Below are 14,965 nucleotides of genomic sequence, written 5' to 3' on the forward strand. Positions count from 1 at the left end.
CTATTTTAAGAATCTTGTAAGTAAATAAATCATAGCATACAAAGGACACCTTTAAAAAATGGGGGAGTTGATATTTTACTTTAGGAGTGCCTTTGAAAACACTTTATGTAGGAAACTTAGTATATGCAGTTACTCGTGATGAGTTAAAGGAGCTATTTGCTCCATTTGGGGAAGTTTTTTCTGTCAAACTTATTAATGATAGAGAGAGTGGCAAACCCAAGGGATTTGGATTTGTAGAAATGAATGATGAGGACGCACTCAAAGCCATTGACGCGCTGAATGAAAAGGACTTCCGCGGACGCAATCTCCGCGTGAATGAAGCCCGCCCACGACAATAAGCCTTTTGGGCTATTATTACTGCACTGTTGTGGCTATCGCCACCGCGTAGTCTTGTTTTACGTAAAGTCAAATCCACAATTCACACTATCTAATCCCATATACACGAAGTGTTCGAGGATATGCCTCTCGCCTTTCTGCAATGGAAAGGATAAGGGGTGAGTTACATTCCATTAGAAGAGAGGAGAAAGAAACATATCTGCATAAGTGAGAGGGAAACAAAAAGCCTTGCTATCAATAAAAGAGGCAAGTTGTATAGCCCCTCCCCTTGACAGAAGGGGGAAAGTTAAATGCTTCACTCTTTAGAATCCTTACAAAATTTTCCCTATCTACTTATAGTTTCTCCCCGCCTTGCTTGATAATTTATTTGCCCACCCCCTTCCCCAAAAAAATAGGGGGGGGGGATGAAAGATGAATATCTCTCTGCTAAGTAAGAAGGTGGCAGTGTAGTTATTGCACTTATCTATATAGAATCTAGCAGATTCTAGGGAGCAATTCTCCTTGCGGATATTCCACATAGCATTTTCCGCCCCACGCATTTGTTGCAATCACACGTGCTTCTTGTATATGTGCTACCTTACGCGATACCCTACCAATGATACAAGCTTGTTTACCTAAAGTATGAGAGCGCAAAGATTCTAGAATTGCTTTGCTTTTATGCGGTGATACTGCCATTAATAGCACTCCCTCATTAGCGAGATTGAGCGCTTCTAAGCCAAGTATCTCACACACGCCGCGCACTTGCTGCAAAATAGGGATTTTCTCTCCTTGTATATTTATTTCCACACACGCTCCCCTACTCCATTCATTTAGCACCGCTGCTACACCCCCTCGTGTCGCATCGCGCACAGCGTGTATAGCATTACCATATTGATGGGTAGATTCTATAAGCGGATAAAGCTGCGCACAATCGCTCTGTAAGTCATTTTGCAATGCCATCTCATTCCTAGCACAAAAGATTACCGCCCCGTGTGTCCCCACAGGCGCACTAAGGATAATATCATCACCCTCTTGTATATTCCCCACACGCCAATCCACATCCTTTATCTCCCCAATAGCCGTGGTATTGATATAAATCTTATCCGCATTGCCCTTTGGGACGACTTTTGTATCGCCGGTGATGATACGTAATCCCCCTTGAATCGCCTCTCTCTTGATAGAATGCAAAATCTGCTCCAGCTCCTCCATAGTAAAGCCCTCTTCTAATATCAAGCCCAAAGTCAAATATCGCGGTGTCGCCCCTCGCACACTCACATCATTACTTGAGCCGCACACACAGAGTTTGCCAATATCGCCTCCGGGGAAAAAAATAGGGCTTACCACATAGCTATCTGTACTGATAGCATATCCCTTCACACCGCTAAAGACCCCCGCATCCTCTCCATACTCGCACATCACCTCACCTAGAATCTTATGTATCACACCATCAACAAGTGCATTAGATTCCACGCCTCCACTTCCGTGTGAAAGGCTAATATGTGTATTTTTCATTCTTACTCCTTAAGTTAAAACAAATGGCTTAGATTCTTGCAGAATCGCCCAGATTAATTGCCCCTTTTGCCTACTCCAAAAAGCATAATCACACACGATAAACAATCGCTTTTTCGTGCGTGAAATAGCCACATTAAGCGCATAAAGCGCGTGTGCTTGAGTAGAATTTGTCAAATAATAATGCAAACTCACAGGAGAGAAAATCACATTATCAAACTCCTGCCCCTGTGAGCCATGAATGGTAAAAACTCTATCACGTTTGATTTGCTCCACAAGTCGCTGTCTCTGCTTGACAAAGGGCGTGATAACCGCGTATTCCTCATTTGCGATTTTCTCACACAAACGTGCACACATTTGTGCCTCATTTTCACTTATTTGCTTATCTGACTCACTTTTTGCGCCGCTATCGACTACAAAAAGTTCCATTTGCATCTCTGTGCCTCTTAAACCTATATGATAAACATAATTATCAAGCAAACGCGCGAGATTGTCTCCATAGCGATGTGTCTTGCTTAATGTGCTTAGAATCGTGTCTTGCAAGGGCGGCATGGAATAACCTTGCTCGTTCATATTGGCAAGTTGCGCTGGGCTTTCTCCTTTGCAAAAAGCTTCTAGAAAAAGGGCAGAGAGATTCCACACAAATGCATTATTATTCTCTGCTTCTGTAAGTTTATTTGGGGGCATTTCACACACAGGAGAAAGCTGCTTATGGTCGCCAAAAAGCGCTAGGGGTGTATTATCGACACATAAAGCACAGGTTTTAATCAATGAAGCATACGCGCATTCATCTAAAAAAATATGTGAAAAATGCAAATCTAATTTGTCATAACGGGAGATAAAGCCATCGAGCGTTACTCCCACTACAAAGGCATTTTTGAGGCGTATTTTGATATTATCTTGTGTGCTTTCTTGGAAGCTAAATAAATCGAGTTTTTTACGCTTTTGCAAAAGGCTTGGGTCGCAAGTCTGGGGATATTCACTCATATATTGCAATGTAGGCATACCCAAACGCAATATCATATCCCTTGCTAAGCCTAGATTGTCAAATTGCTTAATGAGAGCTTTTAGCACTTGCTCTAGGGCATTATTTGTCGTAGCGACAACGCCCACTCTCTTCCCCTGCTTGATATAATACAAAAGGGCTTCAAAAAGCACAGCTTGTGTTTTTCCTGTGCCCGGCGGTCCCCATACATAGCTTAAAGGTGAGTTTAGCACCTTGGATAAAGCGATATTTTGCTCCTCACTTAAGCGGGGAATATGCGGGGTAGGATTATGCACTATAGAGCTTGGCAAACGCAGCTTCTCGCCATATTTATCAAAAAAATCAGCCACATTTTGCACTAAAAACTTCAAATCACTAAAAAGCTTTAATGGGATCTTCGCCTTTTGCGCCTTTTCTAACATCTTTGCCATCGCTTCACTGACATTAAGAAAAAGTGTCCTTTGCTTCTCATCATAAAAATGCAGCATTACCTCACTCTCCTTTGGAGAATCTGCCTCAGCAATGCTATAAAGCCTATCTCCCACTTGCAAAAGCAACGCCCCGCCTAGCTTCAAATCCATATCACCTACACTATATTTCAACGCAAGTATCAGCTCATCATCTCTACATTCAAACTGCTTGATAGCAATCTCGTTTAAACCTAAATTATTATCACTTAGATATTGGTAATAAATATGTGCTGCTGAGAGAAGAATCTGCTTTAAATCATTCATCGATGTAATGCACCGCCATATTTATAATATGCCGCACAAGCTCCCTCGCTGCTTACCATACAACTTCCTAGAGGATTGCTTGGGGTGCAGGATTTGCCAAAGACTTTGCAATCAAAGGGCTTAGCCACGCCGCGCAAAATATCCCCACAGCGACAAGCCTTATTATCCGGCACATATTCTTTGCTTAAAATATCATCAAATACCACTTCCGCATCCAAATGGCTATATGCACCCCTAAGTTTTAAGGCAGAATGCGCTATCTCCCCTAGCCCACGCCATTCAAAAGATTCTCTTTCTTCAAAATAGTGTTCTATTAGCTCTTGTGCCTTTGTATTACCCTCCATATTCACAACACGCTTGTATTGAATCTCAAGCTCTGCTCTCCCCTCTATACTTTGCTTTACAAGCTGATAAATGCTCTCCATCATATCCACAGGCTCAAAGCCGCTCACCACCACAGGTAAAGCATAATCACGCACAATATCTGCATAAATCTTTGCCCCGCTTATCACGCTTACGTGGGAAGGTGCAATCAAAGCATTGACACGACATTGCTTAGAATCAAAAATTGCGCGTAAAGGCGGGGGGACAAGCACGTGATTAATATGAAAGAGCACATTATTAATATTAGATTCTATAACTCTCTCAAGCAATGCGGCACTCATAGGCGTAGTGGTCTCAAACCCAATGGCAAAAAACACCACACGCTTATGCGAATTATCCTTTGCCACCTCAAGCACCTGCATAGGAGAATACACAAAGCGCACATCAGCCCCCCTCGCCCTTGCATCTGCTAGGCTTCCTTGTGAACCCGGAATCTTTATCATATCTCCCAATGTAAGCAAAATCACATCTTTTTGCATAGCGATTTCATAGGCTTGATTAATGCGATTTTTAGGCATTATACACACAGGGCAGCCCGGTCCGTGGATAAAGTCAATATCCTTATGAAGCAAATCCTGCAACCCATAGCGCATAATCGTATGTGTATGTCCGCCGCACACTTCCATAATATGAAGTGGGGATTTAAGCCTAGAAGAGAGCTTTTCTATCTTTTTAGCATAGGCGAGTATCACATCTTTATCACGGAAATTTTCAATCAAATCTATATTAGAACCTTGCACGCTTTACTCCTATCTGCAGAGATTGCAAAGCATTTTTTGGCAGCAAAAGACTTTTTTTACTGCACCCTAAAAAAAACATTTTTTTACATTCAAAATATGCCCTTGTTATCTCTCTTATAATTTTCACATACCATTTTATCTTGCTCTCTCGCCCATCTATCGTGGTTTCAATAGATAATTCCCTTAAGATAGGTGTAACGCACACAGCAGGGATATGATGTATATAAAACATATCCATATAGTCATCTACTGGGCGATACCATATCCTAGCAGATTCTATAAAAGCTCTTGCAGCTAATGGTGTAAGATAATAGCCCTGTGTCCCTGCAGCGCTATCAAAACTCACATAAAAATCATCAGGCAATGTATAAAAATATGCATTTTCTTTCAAATACATCAATCGCACATACACATATTCACTTGTCGCGATATGCGCTATCTTATTCCAAAAATCCCCTATCATTTCCACATCATCTTCAAGCACTATGATAGGCTCATTCAGTTCTACACACTTTTGCCACAGACTATAATGACTTGCAAAGCACGCCCTCTCTCCATCACTCATTTCTTTCCCGCGAAACAAAATACTTGCAATTTTAGAATACTGCTTAAAGGCAAGATGTTCTCCAGCCTTAGCGTCAATGGCTTCAAAAAAAATAATATTATATTGCTGCTTTTGAGTAGCACTCATCCTTTCAAACTGCTTTTGCATAAGAGCTTTACGCTCTTTAGCACGTTTGAGATTGACAATAAAAATATTCATACATTTGCCTTTATCAAGGCTTCTTCTTCCTCACGTATAGCTTCTAGAATCTGCTCATAAAGCCTCAAGCTCTCTCGCGCACTCTCCTCATCAATCTTACTTATCGCATAGCCGATATGTAAAAGCACCCAATCTCCTATACTTACCTCATCATTGAGTAAATCCAAGCTCACCTCACGTTTGACGCCCAGTGTATCCACCAGTGCCATATTCTGCTCTTTAAGTTCTACAACTTTAGAAGGTATAGCCAAACACATTTTTACTCCTTATTTCTTGCTACGTTTTAAAATTGATGAGTGCTACAATAACCCTGTGTGCGTCGCTCTGCGATAAAATCACGCACTTTTATAACACTCTCACGCTCTTTACTGCTTACCGTAAATAGTGGCACATTCGCCTTTAATTGTGCTAAATCGCTTTTCACGCGCTCTAAGCGAAAATCAAAATACCCCATCATATCCGCCTTACTTACAATCACCGCATCAGCGCACATAAACATCGTAGGATATTTTAACACCTTATCATCGCCTTCAGGGATAGAGAGTAGCACGATATTTAGTCCCGCGCCCAAGTCATAACTCGCCGGACACACAAGATTCCCTACATTTTCGATAAACAAATATTCCATTTGTCGCATATCACATTGCTTTTGCAATGCCTCTAGGGCAGATTCTATCATCGCCGCTTCAAGATGGCACGCCTCGCCTGTGGTGATTTGATACGCACTCACGCCCTTTTCCTCTAAACGCAAAGCATCGCGATTAGTCTGCAAGTCCCCCTCTAGCACACAAAAACGCATATCTGTATAAGTGCTTAAAGATTCTAAAAAAGTCGTTTTTCCACTACCCGGAGAACTCATAAGATTAACCACATACAAGCCAAGTGAGCGATAAATCTCCCTTAGCTCCTGTGCTTTGAGGTCATTTTTAGAGAGAATCTTACTCACTATTTCAATAGATTTTGTATTTAAATTAGGATTGTTATTCAAACGCTCATCGCGATTTAAGGATATTTTTTGCATATTTACTCCATTTTTAAGATTGCAATATCCCAAATACCGCCTGTCCAAGGCTAATACTCGCGTCATTGCAAGGTAATTTTTGATGCATATAAAAAGGAATGTGATGTGTTGTAAATAAATCGTGAATTTTATCACAAAGAAACTTATTTTGAAATACACCGCCACTAAAATACACTTTAAAGGGTATTTTTTGAGTTTTTGCTAAAGTAAGGGCGATCTGAGCGAGTGTCTCTAAAAATCGCCTCGCACCCAAGCAGGGATTTGCCCTATCTGCTATCACGCTCTTAATCGCAGAATCGAGGCTAATTACATCATTTTCTATTACAAATTCATAGGGCACAACATTGCTTGAGCTATCCCTATATGCATAAGATTCTAGCAATGCCCCGCTCTGCCCCTCATAACTTTGAATCTGCACAATCCCTAGGATATAAGCCACTGCATCTATAATCCTCCCTACGGAGCTCGTGAGCGGATACATAGCCCTTTCATACCCATAGGCTAAAAGCTCTATCTCTTGAGACGTGAAATGCACTATCTCTGCAATATTTTCTATGTCATAATGCCACATTAGGCTTAGGGCGAGTTTGCCAATATCCTTTATGCTGCTCTCTCCGCCCAAAAGCACAAATTCATCAAAATGATAGATTCGCTCCATTGTATGAGAATCCCCACAGCCATTAGGTTGATACAAGAAGCATTCCCCACCCCAAATATGTCTATCCTCACCCAATCCCGTGCCATCCCATATAATGCCAATGCCCGCCTCCTCTAAAGCATTAGATTCAGCAAGAAGGGCATAAAAATGCGCCTTATGATGAGAGAGGGCATATTTCTTAACATCTCTACCATTACCATAAGCTAGAGCCTTTTGTGTGGAGGGGTATTGTGGGTGTAAATCATACACGAGTGCGCCAATATCCTGCTTATGGAGTGTGCTAAAAAATGTAAAATCCTTCTCGTATCGCTTTATAGAATCTACGCTTTGTAAATCCCCTATATATGGGCTTATTAGCACTTGATTGCTATCAACAAAGCTTAGAGTAGATTTTTGCCCTGCTCCCATACCTACAATCAGCCCATCTGCTTGAAATCTTAATGGCAAAGAGAGATTGCAAGGTGCATAGCCCCTGCCTAAGCGCAAAGGGCGCATATCCCCTGCCATTAGCCGCATAATGCTATCATCAGCCCCGTGCAGAATCTCCCTATCATAGTCTAACACCATATCAATAAGGGCATTTGCGCCACAAAATGTTTCTAGCAATGTATCAATATCCGTGATAATGGGCAAGGAGGCGAGATTCGCGCTTGTGAAAATAAGCGGCGTGTGGATATATCTAAAAAGCAAGTGCATAATGCCATTATAAGGCAAAATCGCGCCCAAAGTGCTAACATCAGGGGCGATAAGCGAGAGAGCTTCCTCACTTAGAATCCCGCCCTTTTGAAAATGCCTCCGTAAAAGCACAATAGGAGCTTGTGGAGAAAGCAGAGCCTCCCTCTCAAGTGGAGAGATAGCACTTAGGCTCTCTATTTGTGCTAAATCCTTAAACATCAGGGCAAAGGGCTTTTTAGGGCGATTTTTGCGCGTGCGTAAGGTGGCAATTGTCTCTACATTGCTCGCATTTGCTATGAGGTTAAACCCCCCTACGCCCTTTATAGCGAGAATCTTACCCACCTCAATAGCCTGTGCAACTTGCCTTATAAGCTTTATATCATCTCTAGCGTCCTTATATGTGTGAATCTTGCCATTTTTATCAATCAAGCGCATTCTAATCGCGCACATATTACACGAAATAGGCTGCGCGTGGAATCTACGATTAAACGCATTGCTATATTCACTGCTGCATTCCTCACACATAGGGAAATCGCACATAGAAGTGTGGATTCTATCATAAGGCAGGGCGTTTAGAATCGTATATCGCGCTCCGCAATGGGTGCAAGTGGTAAAAGCATAGTTCTTAAATCGCCCATTGGAACGCATATCAGCTAAACATTTCTCACACGGGCGCGTATCAAGTGGCAAAGAGCAAGGTGCATTTGATGGCATATTTTGAGAATCTCTAATTTCAAAGCCATTATGCGAGAAAGGAGAGAATGTTAAAACATCGTTAATACGATAATGCGTAATATGCGCATTTTGTGGAGGCTGGTCTAAAAGTGAGGTAAGAAAATCATCTAAAATATGCCTATGGCTTGTCTCTATATAAATAAAAAGCCTATCATAGCGGTTTTGCACATAGCCCTTAAGATTCATACTTTGGGCTAAGCGATAGACAAAAGGACGAAACCCAACGCCCTGTATCACGCCAAAAAGTTCTATGGTATATGCTTGAGATTTCATTTTATAAGTATAGCAAATAAAATATATATTCTTTTAATAGTAATATTTTTGTGCTAGAATAGAGATTCTATGTATGCCTTTGATTGAGCTAAAATCCTCGCATTTGCACGGAGAGCCAACCTTAAAAAGCGGTGTATAGGATAGAATAGAGAATCTCTACCTTAAAAACTCACTTGATGAATAAGACAACGTCTTATTCATAAGCTTTAGCTACATACAACACGCAGTGTTTTTCCACACTTGCAAACAGCGTGGTAATATAAAATAGGCATTTTAGAGTTTTAAATACTTACTAAGGATTTTTATGCAAGATTCCACACATAAGCAATCTGTTATCTCCATAGCACTCCTTAATCAACACATTAATATAGATAGGCTTAGAGCCCTGGTTCGTGCGTTAAAAGCACATTTTACATATTTTGAGATACTGCTTATAAATCCCATAGGGGCAAAAAGTTATGCCCCCCCCCCCCGCTAGAAAAGAGACATCTCAAGACATATCTCACACATCTGTGCTGCAAAACACTTTTGTAGATACCCCTTGCTTTAGCTCATCGCAAGATTATTTAACTTATATCACCTCCTCTATTCCCAATATTAGAATCTTAGAGATTTCCACACCCGCTGGAGATTATAAGCATATCGGTACAATCAAATATGAAATCTTTTTACAGCATTGCATTGGGGATTATCTGCTTTTTATGGATTTAGCCACAGATTCTATTCAAGATGCGCTCAATATGCTTCATATATGCAAAGAATATGATTTAGTCATTGGCATTGCTCGCTCTAAGCCACGTAGTCTTATGCAAAAAATAGGTGCAAAAATCTTTTATAACACATTGCATATCCTTACCCATAGCGGGAAAAAAGAGCACTACAGCGAGTTTTGCGCTCTCTCACGCAAGTGCATTCACTCTCTTTTGCATACACAAGATGATATTAAACTCCTTAAAATCACACATTTTGACAAAGCCCTTAAAATGTATCAATATCCCTACACGCCTATGTATATCCCGCATAGAAATTTTGTAGAATCTCTAAATATTGGGCTTGATATTATCATAGGGCAATCTTACAAACTCCTCCGATTTGGCACTTGCCTCTGTCTCCTCTTTGCTCTTGTCAATATCATATACGCACTCTATATCCTTGCCTCATATATCTTTATGCCACATATTTCACAAGGCTGGACTTCTACATCGCTGTATTTAGTGAGTATGAATATCGGCTTATTCCTTATGCTTTCCATCATAGGAGAATACATACGCATCATACTTTTGCGTTTAAAAGGCAGCGCGCCCTATGAAATCATCAATGAGCAAAGCTCGGTAGTGATTGATTTTAAAGATAATAATATCCAAAGGAATCCCCTATGAATCACACTCTTAATATCATAATCCCCGTGCTCAATGAGGAAAAACGTCTACAAAAGGGCATAGAAGAAACTCTGCGCTTTTTACAAACGCACAAGATTCCACATATTCTTAGCATTGTCGATAATGGCTCAAGCGATAGTACTCCTATTTTGGCACAATCTTTATGTAAGAGATTTAATAGCCCTGCTTTAGATTCACAAATAAGCTCAAGGCTTGAATATATCCGCTTAGAGCAAAAAGGCGTAGGTCTAAGCTTACGCGCTGCTATCAAGCATAATGCAACAAGAAGCAATCCTTGTGCCTTCATAGGCTATATGGATATTGATTTATCCACAGATTTGCAACATTTATGCGAAGTATATGAGCGTTTATGCAATGGCGCAAATATCGTAGTAGGATCGAGACTCTTACAAGATTCTCAAGTATCTGGTAGAAGCAAGAAGCGCGAGATACTCTCACGTATGCTTAATGTCTTGCTACAATGCGTATTAAAGACTACATTTAGCGATGCGATGTGCGGGTTTAAATTCTACCAAGCCTCTATCGCTCAGCATTTAGTAGCACATTGCAATGAAGATACAAGCTGGTTTTATTGCGCTCAAATACTTATAATCGCGGAGCAACAAGGCATTAAAATAGAGGAAATCCCTGTAAAATGGGACGATGAACCCACACATTCAAAAGTAAAGATTCTAAGCCTCTCACGCATTTATTTATATCAAATATGGCAATTATGGCTTAAGCGATATAGGGATAAGAGGGGATAATATGCGCAAAAAGGCTGTTTTAATCGGGAAAGGATATTGGGGGAGCATTCTTCAAAACTATATTTACAAAGATTATCAACTTATTGCTATTTTTGGGAAGGATTATAGAGAAAATGATTTAATACAAGCCCTGCAAGAAGCCGATGTAGCCTTTATTGCTACGCCGCTTAAAGCGCATTTTTCACTTTGCAAAATTGCATTAGAATGTGATTGCGATGTCTTTGTAGAAAAGCCCACTACGCCTACATTATCAGTATTTGAATCACTCCTATCCATCGCTCAACACACTAAGCATATCATTTTTACAGACTATATTTATACCTTTTCGCGTTCTATACGATATGCCTTAGATTTTCTTGCCTCAAATCGGGGGAATTTACAATCCATTCACGCCACGCTCACACAATATGGGGCATTCTATGAAGATGAAAGTGTTATAGAAGTATTAGGGGTGCATTATTTAAGTATCCTAGCTCAAATGTGCCAAAAAGGTATCTTAGAGTATCTTTTGCCCACTCGCAGTATCTTTTGTGATAAAGACAAGCAAAGTGTCTGCATCGATATAGAATCTTCTCACAAAGGCAGTCCTATACATATTAGGCTTGATTGCTCCTTACTTCATAACACTAAGGCACGTATCATACAATTTCACACAGACGAATGCCAACTCCAAGTAGATATGCTCTCCCCCGTTCCATTTAGTGTCTCTCCTTTGCTCACAAATGTGAATCTCCCCGTATTTGATGAAAAAAACAATCTCTCTCTAAGTCTTCAATATTTTCATCAAGCACTCAATGATAGGGCATTTTATACATCACATCTGCAATTATGCAAACAAGTCTTAGAGCTAATGGATAGAAGCAATCTCATAGCTACATTTCAAGGCTCATAATGTGCCAACATTATGATTGTATCGTTATTGGCGGTGGATTCTATGGGGCATACTTAGCCCTGCAACTCAAGCGCAAATATCAAAAAGTGCTGATTATAGAGCAAGAATCTCATTTACTCCTTAGAGCGTCTTTTCATAATCAAGCGCGAGTGCATAATGGCTACCACTATCCTAGAAGTCTTAATACTGCCCTTAGCAGCGCAAGAGCCTTTAAAAGATTCTGCACGGAATTTGCCCCTGCTATCAAAGATGATTTTACTAAGTATTATGCGATTGCAAAAATTGGCTCAAAAACCAGCGCTACACAATTTTACAGACTTTTTAAGCAATTTGATATTTTTATAGAGTCTGCTCCCATACATATCAAAGCGATGTTTAACCCTAGCCTTGTGAGCGATGTATTTGCCGTGCGAGAATATGTCTTTAATGCAGATATTTTACGCAAAATGCTTCAAGCAAAGATTGGAGATTCTAAGATTCACACCGCCTTATCTACACAAGCAACCTCACTGCATAAAATGCAACATCTCATAGCCATTCACACCTTGCGGCAAACCCAAAAAGTGCATTTCTATGCGCCACTTGTCTTTAACTGCACTTATGCGGGTATCAATACCTTGCTTCATCGCTCACATATTCAATCGCTCCCTCTTAAATATGAAATCACAGAAATGGCATTGGTTGATGTCCCTCCGCCTCTTGGCAATCTCTCCATTACCTTAATGGATGGCTCATTCTTTTCGCTTATGCCATTTCCTGCGAGGAATTGTTATGGCTTAAGCCACGTGCGCTATACACCACATATAGCTTGGAATGCCTATGAAAGCAAAGATGACCCCTACACTATGCTCTCTGCTTTTTTGCGCAATCCAACAAGCCATTTTCCGCTAATGCAGGCAGATTGTGTGCGATATATGCCATTGCTACAAGATTTAATCTATAAAGAATCTCTCTATGAGGTGAAAACATTGCAAATCAAAAATGAAATCGATGATGGCAGACCGATTGTATTTGTCAAAGACAATGATTTAAAAAAGGGCTGTACACGATAATGGGTGGTAAAATTGACAATATTTATGACATCATAAATATGTTTGAATTAGAAGGCATAATCACATAAATCAAATAAGAATACCCAATCAAAAGTACAAAGTGCTGAGATTCTATTATGCCCTTGCTACTACACTTTGTGCTGCAAGGCTCTTGCAACTCAAAGCAAAGCTTTTTGTTGCACCTAAAGGACACATTTATAAGCTAAGATGTTGTCTTGTCTATCAAGTGAGTTTTGAAGGTTTAGATTCTGTTTGTGCCTATGAGTCTCTAAATAATGAAACACAAATTACAAAAAATGGGAAAGTAAAAGGCAAAATAATATCCTGCACTAAAATATAAGTTTGCTTCAACTCATTTTAATAAAAAATATAGAATGATTGTTTATATCAATCCATATTTTTAATTCAAATGGAGCCCTTATGCCTGATATAATCACATCTTTTTATGACACTATAGCCATACATTGGTATATTATTTTATTTCTTGCTTCTATTATTGGTGGGCTTGTAGGCTCAATCTCAGGTGGTGCAGGAATGATAACTATGCCTTTGCTTCTCCTTAGTGGGTTAAATCCACTCGTTGCTCTTGCGGTTAATAAGATTCAAGCCTGTGTAGGCTCTTTTACAAGTGCAGTACATTATTATCATCAAGGTTTGGTAGATATATCCCAAAGCAGAATCTTAATGGGTATTGCAATGATTTTTGCAGCCCTTGGGGCAATAAGTGTGCAATATATCGAACTCAACCTCTTATCGAAAATCCTACCCTTTGCTATGATAATCATAGGGGGATATTTTTTGCTCTCAAAGCATATTAGCGATGAGGATAGGACACAAAAACCACACAAATTACTAGTCTATGCAAGCACTATTGGAGCAGGATTCTATGGAGGGCTTCTCGGTGTGGGCATAGGCTCATTTGTTTTAGCCATACTTGTTAGTATTGCTGGTTATGGCTTAAGTAAAGCAGTAGCACATTCGCGCTGGATAGTCTTTAGCATTAATATCGCTTCTACACTTATTTTTATCATAGGTGGCAATGTGCTGTGGCTTCTTAGTATGGTTATGTGTATAGGACAAATCATAGGAGCAAGTCTAGGAGCAAAAATTGTCATTAAGCACGGGGCAAAGATCATTCGTCCTCTTGTGATATGCACCTCTTTTCTTCTCTCCTTGCAACTGCTTATAAAGGAATTTTTTTAAGCATTGCTATAAATTACTGCCTAGTCTTTAGCAGGAGATTAAGCTCTGCTTGTGCTATGAGGTTAGCCACTCTCTGCAAAACTATACGCAGAGTAATGCAGCAAGCAGAGCATTTCGCTATTTACAAACTTGCTTGTGATGGTAGGGTGCTTAAGGCGTGTAACCATCTTGGAATTTTATATAAAATGGGCTTGGTGTAAAGCAAAGCTATAGTGTAAGCGTAAAACTCTATCAATTTGCCTATTGGCGTTTTGACCCAATACGTGCAATAATCTTGGTGTATTGAGCGAATTTGTGAGATTTGAAGTTGGCTTATTAAATGAGTTTTTGTACTAAGCATATTCTCACACAGAGTGCTAGTTCATACTTGCAGGTGGGTTGTAAATGTTTAGATTCTACTATGCTTTTGCTATTGCGATGCATCACCACAAAATCTTAGAAATGGGAGCAATCCTACTTGCATATTTTCCACTCTTTTGTCTATATTTTGCTTCATTTATTTTTTTTTTTTTTTGATACACTAGCGCGTCTTTTGACATTATATTTTTCTTAAGGAGTTCTTATGGTAGAAATTACACTTAAAGTTGGAGGCTTCATCGTTAAGCTATCTTATATCTTTTGTCTTATCGCTGTCATCGTTGCAGGTCTGTTATCGATTTTCAGTCCTTTTGGTGAAGGCTTCTTGGTTGGTTTGGGAATAATCGTTTTGGGATTGCCACTCGTGGTTTTGCTCTACTACACCCTTTTCCTTTTTATAGATATTCATACCCAGCTTGTTAAGCTTAATAAGAAAGCTTAATCTCTTGTGAAGCTCTCTATATTCTACGCTCAGAGGATATTCTTACTTGCTAATCTTGTAAGGTTTCTCCTACCTTATAGA

Annotated in this window: 15 protein-coding genes; 8 read left to right on the forward strand and 7 right to left on the reverse strand. The window is 39.9% G+C overall.

All coding sequences use genetic code 11. The annotated features are described in order from the left end of the window. Positions 1–92 precede the first annotated feature (92 nt). Positions 93–338: an RNA recognition motif domain-containing protein gene (locus V3I05_RS01015; RefSeq protein ID WP_295701351.1), complete on the forward strand. Its 246-nt coding sequence runs from the start codon at positions 93–95 to the stop codon at positions 336–338. A gap of 472 nt (positions 339–810) precedes the next feature. On the opposite strand, the gene hypE is transcribed toward V3I05_RS01015, so the two are convergent. From hypE to hypF, 7 genes are read right to left on the reverse strand one after another with little or no spacing between them, the layout of a single operon-like run. Further along, a complete protein-coding gene (hypE, locus tag V3I05_RS01020) occupies positions 811–1,827 on the reverse strand; it encodes a hydrogenase expression/formation protein HypE (protein WP_300448506.1) in 1,017 nt (338 codons plus the stop codon). A gap of 9 nt (positions 1,828–1,836) precedes the next feature. Beyond that, entirely contained in the window at positions 1,837–3,543 is a 1,707-nt protein-coding gene (locus tag V3I05_RS01025) for an AAA domain-containing protein (protein ID WP_300448504.1), read from the reverse strand. Continuing rightward, positions 3,540–4,667 (reverse strand): hydrogenase formation protein HypD, encoded by a 1,128-nt coding sequence (gene hypD / locus V3I05_RS01030; RefSeq protein WP_300448502.1) that lies wholly within the window; start codon positions 4,665–4,667, stop codon positions 3,540–3,542. Before hypD ends, V3I05_RS01025 begins: the two co-directional genes overlap by 4 nt. After that, a complete protein-coding gene (locus V3I05_RS01035; RefSeq protein WP_300448499.1) occupies positions 4,654–5,430 on the reverse strand; it encodes a glycosyltransferase family 25 protein in 777 nt (258 codons plus the stop codon). Before V3I05_RS01035 ends, hypD begins: the two co-directional genes overlap by 14 nt. Continuing rightward, entirely contained in the window at positions 5,427–5,687 is a 261-nt protein-coding gene (locus V3I05_RS01040) for a HypC/HybG/HupF family hydrogenase formation chaperone (RefSeq protein ID WP_295701233.1), read from the reverse strand. The genes V3I05_RS01035 and V3I05_RS01040 overlap by 4 nt, the downstream gene beginning before the upstream one ends. Positions 5,688–5,713: 26 nt before the next feature. Then, entirely contained in the window at positions 5,714–6,442 is a 729-nt protein-coding gene (gene hypB / locus V3I05_RS01045) for a hydrogenase nickel incorporation protein HypB (protein ID WP_300448533.1), read from the reverse strand. Between the two features lie 22 nt (positions 6,443–6,464). Beyond that, on the reverse strand, positions 6,465–8,792 hold the full coding sequence (hypF, locus tag V3I05_RS01050; RefSeq protein ID WP_343353726.1) for a carbamoyltransferase HypF: 2,328 nt from the start codon (positions 8,790–8,792) through the stop codon (positions 6,465–6,467). A 304-nt stretch (positions 8,793–9,096) separates the two neighbouring features. On the opposite strand from hypF, the gene V3I05_RS01055 reads away from it, so the two are divergent. From V3I05_RS01055 to V3I05_RS01085, 7 genes are all read left to right on the forward strand, one after another. Then, positions 9,097–9,270, forward strand: a complete 174-nt coding sequence (locus V3I05_RS01055; protein WP_300449946.1) for a hypothetical protein — start codon at positions 9,097–9,099, stop codon at positions 9,268–9,270. Beyond that, entirely contained in the window at positions 9,251–10,171 is a 921-nt protein-coding gene (locus tag V3I05_RS01060) for a hypothetical protein (protein ID WP_300448489.1), read from the forward strand. Before V3I05_RS01055 ends, V3I05_RS01060 begins: the two co-directional genes overlap by 20 nt. Next, positions 10,168–10,938, forward strand: coding sequence for a glycosyltransferase (locus V3I05_RS01065; protein ID WP_295699217.1), 771 nt, complete (start codon positions 10,168–10,170; stop codon positions 10,936–10,938). Before V3I05_RS01060 ends, V3I05_RS01065 begins: the two co-directional genes overlap by 4 nt. Position 10,939: 1 nt before the next feature. Then, positions 10,940–11,830: a Gfo/Idh/MocA family oxidoreductase gene (locus tag V3I05_RS01070; RefSeq protein ID WP_343353727.1), complete on the forward strand. Its 891-nt coding sequence runs from the start codon at positions 10,940–10,942 to the stop codon at positions 11,828–11,830. Further along, positions 11,830–12,882: an FAD-dependent oxidoreductase gene (locus V3I05_RS01075; protein WP_343353728.1), complete on the forward strand. Its 1,053-nt coding sequence runs from the start codon at positions 11,830–11,832 to the stop codon at positions 12,880–12,882. The genes V3I05_RS01070 and V3I05_RS01075 overlap by 1 nt, the downstream gene beginning before the upstream one ends. Positions 12,883–13,302: 420 nt before the next feature. After that, entirely contained in the window at positions 13,303–14,085 is a 783-nt protein-coding gene (locus tag V3I05_RS01080) for a TSUP family transporter (protein ID WP_300448480.1), read from the forward strand. A gap of 562 nt (positions 14,086–14,647) precedes the next feature. After that, on the forward strand, positions 14,648–14,884 hold the full coding sequence (locus V3I05_RS01085; protein WP_343353731.1) for a hypothetical protein: 237 nt from the start codon (positions 14,648–14,650) through the stop codon (positions 14,882–14,884). The last annotated feature ends 81 nt before the right edge of the window (positions 14,885–14,965 follow it).

The sequence above is a fragment of the Helicobacter mastomyrinus genome (genome assembly GCF_039555295.1).
GTDB classification, from domain to species: domain Bacteria; phylum Campylobacterota; class Campylobacteria; order Campylobacterales; family Helicobacteraceae; genus Helicobacter_C; species Helicobacter_C mastomyrinus.